The sequence below is a fragment of the Serratia nevei genome (genome assembly GCF_037948395.1).
Classification (GTDB): domain Bacteria; phylum Pseudomonadota; class Gammaproteobacteria; order Enterobacterales; family Enterobacteriaceae; genus Serratia; species Serratia nevei.
On sequence record NZ_CP149940.1, the window covers coordinates 2244381 to 2259801 of the forward strand.

The window sequence follows — 15421 nt, forward strand, 5'->3', positions numbered from 1 at the left end:
CGTTTTGAGACGGCGTTAACGGTGAGCCAATTCGACTTCGTCTTCGCTGTCCATCACGGCTTTGTCGGTTTGCTTCATCAGCTGGCTGGTGATGGTGCCTGCCGCCATGGAGCCGTTGACGTTCAGCGCGGTACGGCCCATGTCGATCAGCGGTTCGACCGAGATCAGCAGCGCGACCAGCGTCACCGGCAGGCCCATCGCCGGCAGCACGATCAGCGCGGCGAAGGTCGCGCCTCCGCCCACGCCCGCTACGCCGGCGGAGCTGATGGTGACGATGCCGACCAGGGTGGCGATCCACACCGGATCCAGCGGGTTGATGCCGACGGTCGGCGCAACCATTACCGCCAGCATTGCCGGGTAGAGGCCCGCACAGCCGTTCTGGCCGATGGTGGCACCGAACGACGCCGAGAAGCTGGCGATGGATTCCGGCACGCCCAGGCGGCGGGTCTGCGCTTCCACGTTCAATGGAATGCTGGCGGCGCTCGAGCGGCTGGTGAAGGCGAAGGTGATCACCGGCCACACCTTGCGGAAGAACTTCATCGGGTTAACGCCGGTGAAGGCCAGCAGCACAGCGTGCACCACGAACATGATGGCCAGGCCGATGTACGAGGCCACCACAAAGCTGCCGAGCTTGACGATGTCGTGAATGTTGGAACCGGCGACCACTTTGGTCATCAGCGCCAGCACGCCGTACGGCGTCAGCTTCATGACCAGACGCACCAGCTTCATCACCCAGGCCTGCAGGGTGTCGATAGCCACCAGTACGCGCTCGCCTTTCGGCTTGTCGTCTTTCAGCAGCTGCAGCGATGCCACGCCGAGGAAGGTGGCGAAAATCACCACGCTAATGATCGACGTCGGGCTGGCCCCGGTCAGATCGGCGAACGGGTTTTTCGGGATGAACGACAGCACCATCTGCGGCACGGTCAGGTCGGCCAGTTTACCCACGTAGTTGGTCTGGATCGCCGTCAGGCGCGCGCTTTCCTGCGCGCCCTGCACCAGGCCTTCGGCGGTCAGGCCGAACAGGTTGGTGACCAGCACGCCCACCAGCGCCGAGATCAGCGTGGTGAACAGCAGCGTGCCGATAGTCAGGACGCTGATTTTGCCCAGAGAAGAGGCGTTGTGCAGCTTGGCCACCGCGCTCAGGATCGAGGCGAACACCAGCGGCATGACGATCATTTGCAGCAGCTGCACATAGCCGTTGCCGACGATGTTGAACCAGCTGATGGATTCTTTCAGCACCGGGTTGTCGGAGCCGTACACCAGCTGCAGGCCCAGGCCGAACACCACGCCGACCACCAGGCCGACCAGCACTTTTTTCGCCAGGCTCCATTGCTTGTGGCGGGTTTGCGCCAACAGCAACAGGAGCGCGACAAACACCAGCACGTTAATCACGAGCGGAAGATTCATCCCCAATGTCTCCAATAATCTTTCTTATAAAAACGACTACGCATCACGTATGTCGCGATGTAAATATCGTAACAGTTTGCCGAGTGGCCTACTTATATCCAAATGGAATTTGATATAGCTTTTTGTGTGTTTTTGTTCGTTTTATATACATGAAGGTGATGGGTTGAGCGGATTTTTGTGATCAGAGTCTGATATTTCTGATTTGCTCGACATAGGATTGCACCGGCAGGGTGAAATCACCTTGCCAACAGATGGCAAACGCCACCAGGCACAGACACAGCACGCGCTCGAGCTGATTGCCTTTTTGCGAGTTGAGCAGCGGCAGGCGAAAACGCCAGCGGCATGGCCACAGCAGCGGAACGCCGGCGGGAGTGAGCATATCGGCCAGCAGATGGCTGAAGTAACCGATGATCATGGCGTGCAGCGCGTCGGCCGGGATCGGCCAGCTGCGCGGCACGTCCAGCTGGAACAGCGCCATGCCGCCGGCGATCGCCAGCAGGCTGTGGGTGAAGCCGCGGTGGCCGAAGGCGCGGGCGATGGGCAGGGCAATCCAGCGCAGACGCTGGCCCAGTACCGACTTGGGGTGATCGATGTCCGGCAGCAGCGAGGTCAGCAGCGCGGCGGGTATGATGTGCCACCAGTCGCCGGTAGCCAGCTCTGGCGTCACTTCCGCCTTCTTGGCGAAGATCGCGCAAGCGACAGAGAATATAAGGTGTCCTTCCGCGGTCATGCTGTTGCGATTCCGGCTGGTAAACTGTTAATTTATCCAGTATATGGGAAAATTCCCAGTAGTGGAAGCAGTTACCCTGTAACCAATTGTTTATTTTTCCCGGTTTTACAACAGCTTGTTACGGCAGTGCGTAACAAATCATCGCTTTTGACGGGCGTGAACAAAAAGCGGGCAATGGGCGGTGCGGAACGGAGAGAAACAAGGGCGGTTTTCAGTACGCAGCGGCGGGAGGAAGCGGCGGCCGCGAAGAGCGCTGCGTGGCAGTGACAACGTTTCGCGGACCGTCGCTTTCCCTGCCGCCCAGCATAATAACAACAGCATGCCGATTCAATAATAATGAAACGCTGTTTCGTTTGTTTTGCGGCACGGATCCCTTTTATGGCGCTGAGCGGAAAGCCAGGGCGCCGGTGGCCGGCGCCGCAGGTCAGGCAAAGTGGGCGGGGGTGAGCTGTTCCAGGGTTTCCAGCTGGTGGTCTGCCAGCGCCCAGCGCGGATCGTGGCGGTATTCGGCGGCCGGGATCACGATGGAGCGCATGCGCGCGGCCTTGGTGGCGATCATGCCGTTAAAGGAGTCTTCCAGCGTGATGCAGCGCAGCGGATCGCTGCCCAGCCGTTCGGCGGCGATCAGGTAGACCTCCGGGTGCGGTTTGCTGTACGGCAGGTATTCGGCGGAAACCAGCTGATCGAAGTAGCCCTCAAGATCGAACATCTTCAGCACCTGCTGTTGCATGTGCAGCGGCGAGGCGGAGGCGAGACCGATGTTCAGCCCCTGCTCGCGGCACAGTTCCAGCGCCTGCCGGACGCCCGGCAGCAGCGGGCGCGTCTCGTGCACCAGCTCGATGGCGCGTTCGATAATCCGTGCCGATACCTCATCGAGTGAAACCCCTTGCCACGGCATCGCCTGGTACCACATTTTCACCACCAGATCGATGCGCAGCCCCAGGGTGTCCGGCAGTTTGTGGCGATCGGACAGATCCAGACCCAGCGCGCCGAAGATATCCAGCTCGGCCTGCAGCCACAGCGGTTCCGAATCGATCAACAAGCCGTCCATATCAAAAATTGCGGTTTCAATGCGTTGCGAATAAGCCATTAACGGTTAACTCCTGCCGGCGCGGGTGAATGTGCCCGACACTCTATCATCGCCGACGGCGAGACTAAAATCTTTGCCTGCGTGTTTGGCTTTTGCCAAAGCGAAGGATATTCCACATCTCGCGCAACTTTAGCCACCAGCGTTGGTGTTGGCGCTCGGTAACCTGTTGCAACATGCGCGCATAGTCCAGCACCAACCCCGGCGTCCAGGTCATGCTTTCGCCACGGCTGCGCAGTACCGCCAGCATCCACAGATTGGGATCCAGCACCAATAACAGAAAACGGCGCCACAGATGTTTATCGCCCAGCACGCCCTCCAACGCACTGTCGAGCGCGCCGATGACCGTGGTGGAGCAGTTACGCCGGGTCAGGTTGTAAGTCGCATCTTGTCGGTAGCGTAACCAGAATGCGCGCAGCGCCGCCGGGTTATAGCGATAGAACTGAATTTTCTTGTCCGGGGGGCACCAGGCGGCAATCTCGCCCGACAGGTCGGGCAGGAAACGTCCGTCGACGTTGTTCTGTTCGCCGGCATGCAACAACTGGCGGAAATCCTGAACGGAATGGCTGATGTCGTTGAGCGGGTAGTGACTGATATACACATCCGGTGCGAGCGCCAGGGCGGCATGACCGGTGGAGATATTGCCGCCGTTGTCGACCGCCGCGATGTATCGGTCGACGATGTAACGTCGGCGCGGATCTTTAGCCGCACCAATCGGTGTCCAGACATACACCGTGAGCGGCGCAGTCTCATCCGCCGGGGGCGGTGGCTGCCGGGTTGGGTGCTGATTCAGAGAAAAGCTTGTCAGTCTCCGGGCGATGCGCAATAAAGCCCAGCCGGAAAGCACCATCATCACGCCGAGGCAAAAGGGCACCGTCATCCGATGCGGCGCCGGCCAGCCGACAAAAATCATCAACGAAAGCAGGATTTCGCCGCCGCCCGCCAGCGCCACGGCTTTCCATCGGCTGTGTTGAATCACCGTGGAGGAGGCGATGCGCACGGCGCCGTCAAGCAGCAGCGCGCTGCCAAACACCACGGTGGCGACGATGTTATCGTCTGCGGGCACGTCCAACATTAAAAAGGCCATAAACACGAAGCCCAGCCCCTTAAGCAGCACCGGCCGGCTGGCCGAAGAGCCGATCACCAGCGCGGCGGATATCGCCACCAGCCCCTCCAGCGCCAGGATGACCGCCAGCGCATCCAGCGCCAGCACGGACCGGCCATCCTGCAGGATGTCGAACAGCATCAGCGCCCCTGCGGCTATCCACAGCCAACCGAACAGCACCAGCAGGCGGCGCTGGCCGTGCAGCGCCTGCGCGCCCAGCAATAAGATAATCAGTCGAATCATGACGGCCTCTGGTTAAACGGGTAACGTTATCTCTTCAATGATAGTGCGCGAACGTCGTTAAGCAGTTGATTTCGGCGAATTCGGCTAAGCTTGTAGCACAGCGGGAATGAAGAAAACGGTGGGCGAGTTTCGCCAACTGCAGGTAGACTTAGCCGATTCGGTTACGTCGCTAACAAGGGGAACACATGACGTATCAACAGGCCGGGCGTATCGCCATTTTGAAACGCATTCTCGGATGGGTGGTTTTTATCCCGGCGTTGCTGTCGACGCTGATTTCCGTGCTGGGCTTCATCTATCAGCACAGTGAAAAAACCAAGGGCATCAACGCGGTGATGCTGGATTTTGTTCACGTGATGGTGGACATGGTGCGTTTCAATACGCCGTTCCTGAACCTTTTCTGGTACAACTCGCCGGTGCCTGACGTGGATAAAAGCCTGTTCAGCGGCGCCAATCTGATGTTCATCATTATCTACATACTGATCTTCGTCGGGCTGGCGCTGCAGGCTTCCGGCGCACGCATGTCACGCCAGGTCAAGTTCATCCGCGAAGGGTTGGAGGACCAGATGATCTTGGAGCAGGCCAAGGGCAGCGAAGGGCACACGCGCCAGCAGCTGGAGGCGCGCATCACGCTGCCGCACCACACCATCTTTCTGCAGTACTTCCCGCTGTATATCCTGCCGATCGTGATTGCGGTGATCGCCTGGTTCGTGATCCGCCTGTTGGGGCAGTTGGCCAGCGCGGCCTGAACCATGAACGGGGCGCCGAGCGGCGCCCCGGAACGTTACGATGCCTCGGGCTGCAACAGCGCCTCCACCGCGCGTTGCGCAGCCACCAGATGCTGGCCGCCGAACAGGTTGCTGCGGTTGAGCAGGTAGTACAGCTGATACAGCGGCTGGCGCTCGATAAATCCGGCCCCCAGCGGCCATACGCTCTGATAACCGTCGTAGATCTGCGGCGGCAGCTCGGGGTACAGCGGCAGCATCGCCAAATCGCACTCCCGGTCGCCCCAGTAGCTGGCCGGATCGAATAGGATCGGCCCGTGGGCGGTCATCGCGCAGTTGCCCGGCCACAGGTTGCCGTGCAGCAGCGAAGGCTGCGGCTGGTGGTGCTGCAAGCGCAGATACACCCGATCGACGATGTCGTCGATGTCACCGAAGGTCATGCCTTTCTCGGCCGCCAGCTGCAGCTGCCAGCCGATGCGCTGTTCGGCGAAGAATTCCGACCAGCGGCGCTGCCAGGCGTTGGGTTGCGGGGTGGTGGTCAGATCGCTGTCGAAGTCGAGGCCGAACTGCGGTTGCTCGCTCCACTGGTGCAGGTGCGCCAGCTGCTGGCCCAGACAGTAGGCGCCGTGGGCGTCGAGGGGTTTCAGCTGCTGATACTCCAGCAGCAGGAAGCTGTAGTCGCGATCGCTGCCGACGCCGTACACTTCCGGCACCCGCACGCTTTTGCTGCGCGCCAGCAACGCCAGCTGATCGGCCTCGGCGGTGAATATCGGCAGTTGTTCACGGGCGTCGCATTTCACGAACACCTCGTTGTCACCGTAACTCACGCGCCACGCCGGGTGAATGTCGCCCCCGGGCAGTTCAATCCTTTCGCGTATCTCTGCGCTGCCAAGATGTTCACTTAACAGACGGCTAACGGCTTGCCACATGGTATTTCCCCCTCTGTGCTGCCTGATAATTCATTAGGTTAGCGTCTTTCCCGTGGTGAAAACACGACGCGGCGCACAGCCGGCGTCAAAGGCGGCGATTTTTTCAGCGCCTCGCCAGCTCAAAGTATATACCCTATTGATTAATTTAAGCGCAATACCGATTGCAACTTGATGACAACGACGCGATGAGCGGGGGAAGGTGATGCGGCGAGCAGAGGGCATCGCCGCATCGGTGAGTTAACCGCCGGTGAGGGCGCTTTGGTTACGCTGTAACGGACGCAGCTTGCTGTACAACAAGGCGATAACGAACAGCACGGCCTGTACGATGACGATGCAGGGGCCGGTGGCGCCGTCGATGTGGAAGCTGATCAGGGTGCCGAGTACGCAGGAGAACACCGATACTATCGTCGCCACCATCAGCATGCGGTCGAAGCGGCGGCACAGCATAAAGGCGATGATGCCGGGGGCGATCAGCATGGCGATCACCAGGATCACCCCCACGGCCTGCAGCGAGGCGACGATGGTCATCGCCAGCAGGCACAGCAGCCCGTAGTGCAGCAGCTTGACCGGCAGGCCAATCACTCGCGCATGATGCGGATCGAAGCAGTACAGCATGAAGTCTTTACGCTTGAGCAGCACCACCGCCAGGGTGATGCCGGCGATCAGCAGGGTTTGCTTCAGCTCGCCGTCGGTAATGCCCAGCATGTTGCCGAACAGAATGTGGCTCAGGTGCTGGTCGGTATCGATGCGCGAGAACAGCACCAGGCCGAAGGCGAACATGCCGGAAAAGACGATGCCCATCACCGTGTCTTCTTTCACCCGGCTGTTCTCTTTCAGGTAGCCGGTGGCTACCGCGCAAAAGATGCCGGAGAGGAACGCGCCGATCGCCAGCGGGATGCCGACCACGAACGCCACCACGATGCCGGGCAGCACCGCGTGCGAGATGGCGTCGCCCATCAGCGACCAGCCTTTGAGCACCAGATAGCAGGAGAGCACGGCGCACACTACGCCGGTGACGATGGCGGCGACGATCGCCCGCTGCATGAACGGGTAGGCGAAGGGTTCGCTGAGCAGTTGATACAGGGTGTCCATCAGCGGCCTCCGGTTTGCGAATGCGCCACGCGGCGCCGGGACGCCAGCAGGCCGTGTTTCGGCGCGAAGAAGAACGCCGTCAGAAACACCAGCGTTTGCAGGGTGACGATCACGCCCCCGGTGGCACCGTCGAGGAAGAAACTCAGGTAGGCGCCGACGCCGCTGGTCAGCGAACCGATGATGATGGCGATGATCACCAGCCGGCTGAAGCGATCGGTCAGCAGGTAGGCGGTGGCGCCCGGCGTGATCACCATGGCGATCACCAAAATGGCGCCGACGGTTTGCAGCGCGGCGACGGTGCAGGCGCTAAGCAGGGTGAAGAACAGGATCTTCAGCTTTAGCGGCGACAGGCCGATCGACACCGCGTGGCTTTCGTCGAAGAACACCGCCAGCAGGTCTTTCCACACCAGGCACAGGATCAGCAGCGAAACGCCGATGATGATTTCCACCTGCAGCACGTCTTCGTCGGCGATGCCGAGGATATTGCCGAAGATGATCGACTGTACGTTGACCGAGGTGGGGTTGAGCGACACGATCAGCAGGCCGACGGCGAAGAAGGTAGAGAAGATAAAGCCGATGATGGCGTCTTCGCGCAGCCGGGTGATATGGCGCACCAGCGTCATCGCCAGCGCCGCCAGCATGCCGGTGAAGAAAGCGCCGGCGGCGTAGGGCAGGCCGAGGGCGTAGGCGCCGGCTACGCCGGGCACCACCGAGTGCGACAGCGCGTCGCCCATCAGCGACCACCCTTTCAACATCAGGTAGGCGGAGAGGAACGCGCAGGCGGCGCCGACGATGGCGCTGACCCAGATGGCTTTCACCATGTAGTTATAACTGAAAGGTTGCAGCAGAAGGTCCAGCATCAGGATTGTTTCTCCCTGGCCTGGCTGTTGGCCGGCGGATCGCTCTTGGTGTGGCCGTAGAACACCGCGGGGCGTTCATCGTCGGTCAACACCGTAACGGTGCGCGGATCGTTGTCGTCGTGCAGATCCGGGCCGGAGAGGTTGATATGGCGCAGCACGCCGCCGAACGCCTGTTCCAGGTTGCTCTGGGTGAAGGTGGTCTCGGTCGGGCCGGCGGCCAGCACAGTGCGGTTGATGAGGATCACCCGATCGCAAAACTCCGGCACGCTGCCGAGGTTATGGGTGGAAACCAGGATCAGGTGCCCCTCGTCGCGCAGCGCGCGCAGCAGCTTGATAATGGCGTTCTCGGTTTTTACATCCACGCCGGTGAACGGCTCGTCCAGCAGCAGTACCGTGCCCTGTTGCGCCAGCGCGCGCGCCAGAAACACGCGTTTTTTCTGGCCGCCGGACAGCTCGCCGATCTGCCGGCTGCGCAACTCGCTCAGGCCGACGCGTTCCAGCGCCTTGTCGACCCGCAGCCGGTCTTCGCGCGACGGGATGCGCAGGAAGTTCATCTTGCCGTAACGGCCCATCATCACCACGTCTTCCACCAGCACCGGGAAGTTCCAGTCGACGTCTTCGGTCTGCGGCACGTAGGCGATCAGGTTCTTTTTCAGCGCGTCCGCCACCGGTTTGTCGCTCAGCGACACCTGGCCGGCAGTGGGCCTGACCAGGCCCATGATGCTTTTGAACAGCGTCGATTTGCCGCTGCCGTTGACGCCGACCAGCGCGCAGATCGAACCGCCGCTCAGGGTAAAGCTGGCGTTGTGAATGGCGGTGTGCCCGTTGTTGTAGGTTACGGTGACGTCGTCCACGTTCAATTCAGGGCGGACAAACGGTTCATGGGTCATTGATCGAATCCTTTGGCGATGGTTTGCACGGTGGTGTTGAGCAGGTCGATATAGGTCGGCACCGGGCCATCGCGGGTGGACAGTGAATCCACGTACAGCACGCCGCCGTATTTGGCGCCGGTCTCTTTCGCCACCTGCTTGGCCGGCTTGTCGGAAATGGTGCTCTCGCTGAACACCACCGGAATATGGTGGGCGCGCACCGCGTCGATCACCCGGCGCACCTGCTGCGGCGAGCCTTGCTCATCGGCGTTGATCGGCCAAAGATAAACTTCTTTCAGCTGGTAGTCCTGCGCCAGATAGCTGAAGGCGCCTTCGCTGGTCACCAGCCAACGCTGTGCGGCAGGAATGCGCGCCAGGCGTTCGCGCAGCGGGGCGTCCAGCGCGCCGATCTTCTCTGCGTAGGCCTTGGCGTTGCGGTTGTAGGTTTCTGCATGGGCCGGATCGTGCTCTACCAGCGCCTTACGGATGTTCTCGATGTACACCAGCGCGTTGCTCGGCGACATCCAGGCATGCGGGTTCGGGTTGCCGTTATACGGCCCTTCGCGGATCGGCAGTGGGGTGATGCCTTCGGTCACGACCGCCGCCGGCACCTGCTTGATGTTCTCGAAGAAGCGCTGGAACCAGCGTTCCAGGTTCATGCCGTTCCACAGGATCAGATCGGCGTGCTGCGCCTTGACGATGTCGCGCGGGGTAGGTTGATAGTCGTGGATCTCGGCACCCGGTTTGGTGATGGATTCTACCACGGCGGCGTCACCCGCCACGTTCTGGGCGATGTCCTGAATGATGGTAAAGGTGGTCACCACGCGCAGCTTCTTTTCCGCCAGCGCGTGTGGGCTGGCCATAGCGGCGCCGAGCAGCAGGCAGGCGAGCGTGAAAGGGCGTAACAGTGCGGCAGCGCGGGGAAGGCGACTACGGCGAAAAGCGCAACTTATCAATGGCATGATGACGTCTCCTGGTTCAAATGAAAATGATTATCAATATCAATTGAAGCGAAGTCAAGCGTCACTTGCCCACCGCCGGCGGGGTATTTCTCCAACTGAAAAAATAATACCGTCCGGGGAGTTATAGCATTTTATGTATCAGTATGTAACCGCTGAAGGTAGTCCTTACAGCTGCATATAGTCACCTCAGGCTGTTTTCCCAAGGCCAACTGCCCGAACCCCTGCGCCAGCCGCTGTACATCCTCTTGATCCAGCACGGTTATAAACGCAAAACTGTTGCTGCCGAGTTCGTGGTGAACGCCATTCTCGTCTGTCACCGACGTGACAAAACCCTCCCGCGTCAATTGCCCGGTCAGCTTCGCCAGGTCGGTCAATCCTTCTTCCTGATAGCGAAAAGTCACCACAAAGCAGCTTGTTGCAGATTGACTCATAAATCACCTCTTGGTATATGGATAGCTTGAGATTAGTCCAAAAAATTACTGCAGGTGTCCTTACAAGTTGTATATGCTACGCAACTCATTGAAAGGAGTGAGGGATTCTGTGAAAACAAAAATAGGTTGCCTTACGGCAATTTTACTTTTGTCGGGGTGCGCCAAAGACCCGCAAACGGCAAGCAATATTTCAGGCAGTGGCACAACACGCGGCGGTTGGTTAAAACCCCCTCCGCAGGCACCGGTAAACCGCACAGGCACGCCGGTTGTTTATAACGATTACATTCGTCAGGCCGCCAGCAACTATGGCGTCGACGAAACGCTGATTAAAGCGATTATTCAGGTGGAGTCCGGGTTTAACCCGAACGTGGTCAGCACCTCGAACGCAGTGGGATTGATGCAGCTTAAGGCTTCTACCGCCGGCCGCGACGCCTATCGCATGAAAGGACGAAGCGGGCAACCCAGCTCGCGAGAGCTGAAGGATCCGGCGGTCAATATTGATCTGGGAACGGCCTATATCAATATTCTTCAAAGCCAGCAGCTAGCCGGGATCAACAACCCACAGACTTTGCGTTATGCCACCATCGTTTCGTACGTGAACGGGGCGGGCGCCATGTTGCGCACCTTCTCCTCGGACAAGCGCGTGGCGGTCAATCGCATCAATCAGATGAGCCCGGATGAGTTTTATCAGCACATCCAGAAAAAGCACCCGGCACCGCAGGCGCCGCGCTATTTGTGGAAGGTGACCACCGCCTACCAGGCGATGTCGCCGTAGCCTGCCATCCTTCTTCAAATCGGCCGCTGAACGCGGCCGATTTTGTTTCCGGCGCCGTTCCAGTGCGCGACCTACTTCTCATTTTTCGTTATTTCCTCTCCGCTTATCGGAAAAACCGCACAAAAAGTTAAATTTACGTTAGCAGATAAATCTTTACGTTCATTCAATAAGTTACCGGTAACATTTTTGCTTTTGCGCGCATTGTGACCTTCAATAAATATACAAATAAGTAACAAATTATTTTAAAAACCCGTATCGATCGCAAGGTTGCGGTTAAATAGTTGTGACTATCTTTGGATGGAATGTGACATGTCGAACCATAAAACCAACAATTCGCGGCGCGATTTCTTGTTGAAATCGATGACCTTAATTCCTGCGGCGGTAATTGGTGGCAGCGGCGTTGGCGCGCTGACGGCACCGACACCGGCGGTCGCGGCCTCGAACACCACAACGCAGAACGATTACCAACCGACCTTTTTCACCCCGGAAGAGTGGGCCTTCATCAAGGCCGCCGTTGCGCGCCTGATCCCGGCCGACGAACGCGGCCCCGGCGCACTGGAAGCCGGCGTGCCGGAGTTTATCGATCGCCAGATGAATACCCCGTACGCCACCGGCTCCATCTGGTACATGCAGGGGCCGTTCAACCCCGATGTGCCGAAGGAGATGGGCTATCAGCTGCCGCTGGTGCCCAAGCAAATCTACAACCTCGGCATCAGTGACGCCGACGCCTACAGCAAGAAAACCGCCGGCAAGCCTTTCGCCGAACTGGATGGCGCGCAGCAAGACGCCATGCTGCAAAAGTTCGAGTCCGGCGAGGCGGAGTTCCAGCAGCTGCCGTCGAAACTGTTCTTCTCCTATCTGCTGCAAAACACCCGCGAAGGTTTCTTCAGCGATCCTATCCATGGCGGCAACAAAGACATGGTGGGCTGGAAGCTGATTAATTTTCCGGGCGCGCGCGCCGATTTTATGGACTGGGTTGAGCGAGGGGAGCGTTATCCCTTCCCGCCGGTCTCGATTCGTGGGGAGAGGGGCTAATCATGGCAACGGTAATGAAAAAAGTAGATGCGGTGATCGTCGGCTTCGGCTGGGTGGGCGCGATCATGGCCAAAGAGCTGACCGAGGCCGGCCTCAACGTGGTGGCGCTGGAGCGCGGCCCGATGCGCGACACCTATCCGGACGGGTCTTATCCGCAGGTGATCGATGAGCTGACCTATAACATCCGCCGCAAGCTGTTCCAGGATCTGTCGAAAAGCACCGTCACCATTCGTCACAACAGCAGCCAGACCGCGGTGCCTTACCGTCAGTTGGCGGCGTTCCTGCCGGGCACCGGCGTCGGCGGCGCCGGCCTGCACTGGTCGGGCGTGCATTTCCGCGTCGATCCGATCGAACTGCGCATGCGCAGCCACTATGAAGAGCGCTACGGCAAAAACTTCATTCCGAAGGACATGACCATCCAGGACTTCGGCGTGACCTACGACGAGCTGGAACCGTTCTTCGACAAAGCGGAGAAAGTGTTCGGCACCTCCGGCACCGCCTGGACCATCAAAGGGCAGAAAGTGGCGCAGAAGGGCGGCAACCGCTTTGCTGCAGATCGCTCCAGCGACTTCCCGCTGCCGGCGCAGAAAAATACCTACTCCGCCCAGCTGTTCGAGAAAGCGGCGCTGGAGGTGGGTTACCACCCTTACAACCTGCCGTCCGCCAACACCTCGGACTCTTACACCAACCCGTACGGCGCGCAGATGGGCCCGTGCAACTTCTGTGGTTTCTGCAGCGGCTACGCCTGCTACATGTATTCCAAAGCTTCGCCGAACGTCAACATTCTGCCGGCGCTGCGCATGGAAAAACGCTTCGAGCTGCGCACCAACGCCAACGTGCTGAAGGTCAACCTGACCGACGACAAGTCCCGCGCTACCGGCGTGAACTACGTCGATGCGCAGGGCCGCGAGATTGAACAGCCAGCCGATCTGGTGATCCTGGGCGCGTTCCAGTTCCACAACGTGCACCTGATGCTGCTGTCCGGCATCGGCAAGCCTTACGATCCGGTGACCGGCGAAGGCGTGGTCGGGCGCAACTTCGCCTACCAGAACATGACCACCATCAAGGCGTTCTTCGATAAAGACGTGTTTACCAACCCGTTCATCGGCGCCGGCGGCAACGGCGTGGGCGTGGACGACTTCAACGCCGATAACTTCGACCACGCTAAAGAAGGCTTCGTCGGCGGTTCGCCGTTCTGGGTCAACCAGGCGGGCACCAAGCCGATCTCCGGCCTGCCGACCCCGCCGGGCACCCCAGCCTGGGGCAGCAAGTGGAAAGCGGCGGTGGCGGATGCCTACACCCACCACGTTTCGATGGACGCCCACGGCGCACACCAGTCGTACCGCAACAACTATCTGGATCTCGATCCCAACTACAAGAACGTCTTTGGCCAGCCGCTGCTGCGCATGACGTTCGACTGGCAGGAAAACGATATCAAGATGGCGCAGTTCATGTACGACAAGATGGCGCCGATTGCCAAGGCGATGAACCCGAAACTGATCGCCGGCAGCCCGAAAAACGCCAACAGCCACTTCGATACCACCAGCTACCAGACCACCCACATGAACGGCGGCGCGGTAATGGGGGAAGATCCGAAGACCAGCGCGGTCAACCGCTATCTGCAGAGCTGGGACGTGCACAACGTGTTCTCGATCGGTGCCTCGGCCTTCCCGCAGGGGCTGGGCTACAACCCGACCGGCACCGTGGCGGCGCTGGCTTACTGGTCTGCCCGCGCTATTCGCGAGCAGTATCTGAAAAACCCAGGCCCATTGGTGCAGGCATAAGGACGGCGAACGATGAAAGCATTTGTACCGGCACTGGTTCTCAGTGCAGTGAGTTTTTCCGTTTGGGCGCAGGACGCCACCGTCAGCAGCGAGCTTATCAAGCGCGGTGAATACCTGGCGCGCGCCGGCGACTGCGTGGCCTGCCACACCGACGGCAAGAGCGGCAAAACCTTCGCCGGCGGTCTGGCGATGGAGACGCCGATCGGCACCATCTACTCCACCAACATCACGCCGGACAAGAAAACCGGCATCGGCGATTACAGCTTCGAGGATTTCGACAACGCGGTGCGTAAGGGCGTAGCCAAAAACGGCAGCACCCTGTACCCAGCGATGCCGTACCCGTCGTTCGCGCTGGTGAAAGAGGAAGACATGCGCGCCATGTATGCCTATTTCATGCACGGCGTGCAGCCGGTGGAGCAGGCCAACAAGGATTCCGACATCCCGTGGCCGCTGTCGATGCGCTGGCCGCTGAGCATCTGGCGCGGCATGTTTGCGCCGTCGCCGGCGGACTTCGTGGCTGACGCCAAAGCCGATCCGGTGATTGAACGCGGTCGTTATCTGGTGGAAGGCCTGGGCCACTGCGGCGCTTGCCATACCCCGCGCAGCATCACCATGCAGGAAAAAGCGTTGAGCAACAGCGAAAGCGACGACTATCTGTCCGGCAGCAACGCGCCGATCGACGGCTGGGTGGCTTCCAGCTTGCGCAGCGACCGTAAGGATGGCCTGGGCAGCTGGAGCGAAGCCGAGCTGACCGAGTTCCTGAAAACCGGCCGTAACGACAAGGCGATCGTGTTTGGCGGCATGAGCGACGTGGTGGAGCACAGCCTGCAATACCTGAGCGACGACGATCTGACCGCCATCGCACGCTACCTGAAATCGCTTCCGCCGAAAGACGGCAAACAGCAGGCGGCGCCGGTCGAAGACAGCGTGGCCAAGGATCTGTGGCGCGGCGACGACAGCAAGCCCGGCGCGGCGCTGTATGTCGATAACTGCGCGGCCTGCCACCGCACCGACGGCGTGGGCTACAAGCGCGCCTTCCCGTCGCTGAAGGGCAACCCGGTGGTGCAGACCGAGGACGCGACCTCGCTGATCCACATCGTGCTGACCGGCAACACTACGCCGGCGGTGCAGGGGGCGGTGTCCAACATCACCATGCCGCCGTTCGGCTGGCGTTTGAACGATCAGCAGGTGGCGGACGTGGTGAACTTCATCCGTACCAGCTGGGGCAACAGCGCCAAACCGGTGAGCGCCTCCGACGTGGCCGACGTGCGTAAAGACCGCTCGATGATCCGCGACGAGAAGGAGATGGGCAGCGCCGAGGTGCCGGACCATCCGGACGCGAAGAAGTAAACCGCTTAAGGGCTCCGCAAGGGGCCCTTAGTTTTTTCTG

At 60.0% G+C, this 15421-nt stretch carries 15 protein-coding genes; 5 read left to right on the top strand and 10 right to left on the bottom strand.

What is annotated here, in order from left to right; genetic code table 11:
• Positions 1-15 precede the first annotated feature (15 nt).
• The 4 genes from V8N38_RS10840 to V8N38_RS10855 form a co-directional block, all read right to left on the bottom strand.
• Positions 16-1407 carry an L-cystine transporter gene (locus tag V8N38_RS10840; RefSeq protein WP_038877619.1) on the bottom strand — a complete coding sequence of 464 codons (1392 nt, stop codon included), beginning with the start codon at positions 1405-1407 and terminating at the stop codon, positions 16-18.
• 181 nt (positions 1408-1588) lie between these two features.
• Complete coding sequence (locus tag V8N38_RS10845) at positions 1589-2137, bottom strand: metal-dependent hydrolase (protein WP_004931456.1); 549 nt, start codon at positions 2135-2137, stop codon at positions 1589-1591.
• 424 nt (positions 2138-2561) lie between these two features.
• Complete coding sequence (gene hxpB, locus V8N38_RS10850) at positions 2562-3227, bottom strand: hexitol phosphatase HxpB (protein WP_049198577.1); 666 nt, start codon at positions 3225-3227, stop codon at positions 2562-2564.
• Positions 3228-3291: 64 nt separating this feature from the next.
• Complete coding sequence (locus tag V8N38_RS10855; protein ID WP_060419239.1) at positions 3292-4572, bottom strand: HdeD family acid-resistance protein; 1281 nt, start codon at positions 4570-4572, stop codon at positions 3292-3294.
• Between the two features lie 185 nt (positions 4573-4757).
• Here V8N38_RS10855 and V8N38_RS10860 point away from each other — a divergent pair, with 185 nt between their 5' ends.
• Positions 4758-5318 carry a YniB family protein gene (locus tag V8N38_RS10860; RefSeq protein WP_147840236.1) on the top strand — a complete coding sequence of 187 codons (561 nt, stop codon included), beginning with the start codon at positions 4758-4760 and terminating at the stop codon, positions 5316-5318.
• A 35-nt stretch (positions 5319-5353) separates the two neighbouring features.
• Here the strand turns inward: V8N38_RS10860 and V8N38_RS10865 are convergent, their stop codons facing one another.
• From V8N38_RS10865 to ghoS, 6 genes are all read right to left on the bottom strand, one after another.
• On the bottom strand, positions 5354-6223 hold the full coding sequence (locus V8N38_RS10865; protein WP_004931452.1) for a fructosamine kinase family protein: 870 nt from the start codon (positions 6221-6223) through the stop codon (positions 5354-5356).
• A gap of 237 nt (positions 6224-6460) precedes the next feature.
• Positions 6461-7315, bottom strand: coding sequence for a metal ABC transporter permease (locus V8N38_RS10870; RefSeq protein WP_038877608.1), 855 nt, complete (start codon positions 7313-7315; stop codon positions 6461-6463).
• Positions 7315-8175 carry an iron/manganese ABC transporter permease subunit YfeC gene (gene yfeC / locus V8N38_RS10875; RefSeq protein WP_141959051.1) on the bottom strand — a complete coding sequence of 287 codons (861 nt, stop codon included), beginning with the start codon at positions 8173-8175 and terminating at the stop codon, positions 7315-7317. Before yfeC ends, V8N38_RS10870 begins: the two co-directional genes overlap by 1 nt.
• Positions 8175-9065, bottom strand: a complete 891-nt coding sequence (locus V8N38_RS10880) for a manganese/iron ABC transporter ATP-binding protein (RefSeq protein ID WP_147840235.1) — start codon at positions 9063-9065, stop codon at positions 8175-8177. Before V8N38_RS10880 ends, yfeC begins: the two co-directional genes overlap by 1 nt.
• Complete coding sequence (locus V8N38_RS10885) at positions 9062-10006, bottom strand: metal ABC transporter substrate-binding protein (protein ID WP_060419234.1); 945 nt, start codon at positions 10004-10006, stop codon at positions 9062-9064. The genes V8N38_RS10880 and V8N38_RS10885 overlap by 4 nt, the downstream gene beginning before the upstream one ends.
• A gap of 131 nt (positions 10007-10137) precedes the next feature.
• Positions 10138-10437 carry a type V toxin-antitoxin system endoribonuclease antitoxin GhoS gene (ghoS, locus tag V8N38_RS10890; RefSeq protein WP_060419232.1) on the bottom strand — a complete coding sequence of 100 codons (300 nt, stop codon included), beginning with the start codon at positions 10435-10437 and terminating at the stop codon, positions 10138-10140.
• 109 nt (positions 10438-10546) lie between these two features.
• Between ghoS and V8N38_RS10895 the strand changes: the two genes are divergently transcribed.
• From V8N38_RS10895 to V8N38_RS10910, 4 genes are all read left to right on the top strand, one after another.
• Complete coding sequence (locus tag V8N38_RS10895; RefSeq protein ID WP_049295470.1) at positions 10547-11212, top strand: transglycosylase SLT domain-containing protein; 666 nt, start codon at positions 10547-10549, stop codon at positions 11210-11212.
• 309 nt (positions 11213-11521) lie between these two features.
• The gene (locus V8N38_RS10900; RefSeq protein ID WP_038877597.1) at positions 11522-12247 is read left to right on the top strand and encodes a gluconate 2-dehydrogenase subunit 3 family protein; all 726 of its coding nucleotides are present in this window, start codon (positions 11522-11524) and stop codon (positions 12245-12247) included.
• A 2-nt stretch (positions 12248-12249) separates the two neighbouring features.
• Positions 12250-14031 carry a GMC family oxidoreductase gene (locus V8N38_RS10905; RefSeq protein WP_025302609.1) on the top strand — a complete coding sequence of 594 codons (1782 nt, stop codon included), beginning with the start codon at positions 12250-12252 and terminating at the stop codon, positions 14029-14031.
• Between the two features lie 12 nt (positions 14032-14043).
• Positions 14044-15381 (top strand): c-type cytochrome, encoded by a 1338-nt coding sequence (locus V8N38_RS10910; protein ID WP_060419230.1) that lies wholly within the window; start codon positions 14044-14046, stop codon positions 15379-15381.
• The last annotated feature ends 40 nt before the right edge of the window (positions 15382-15421 follow it).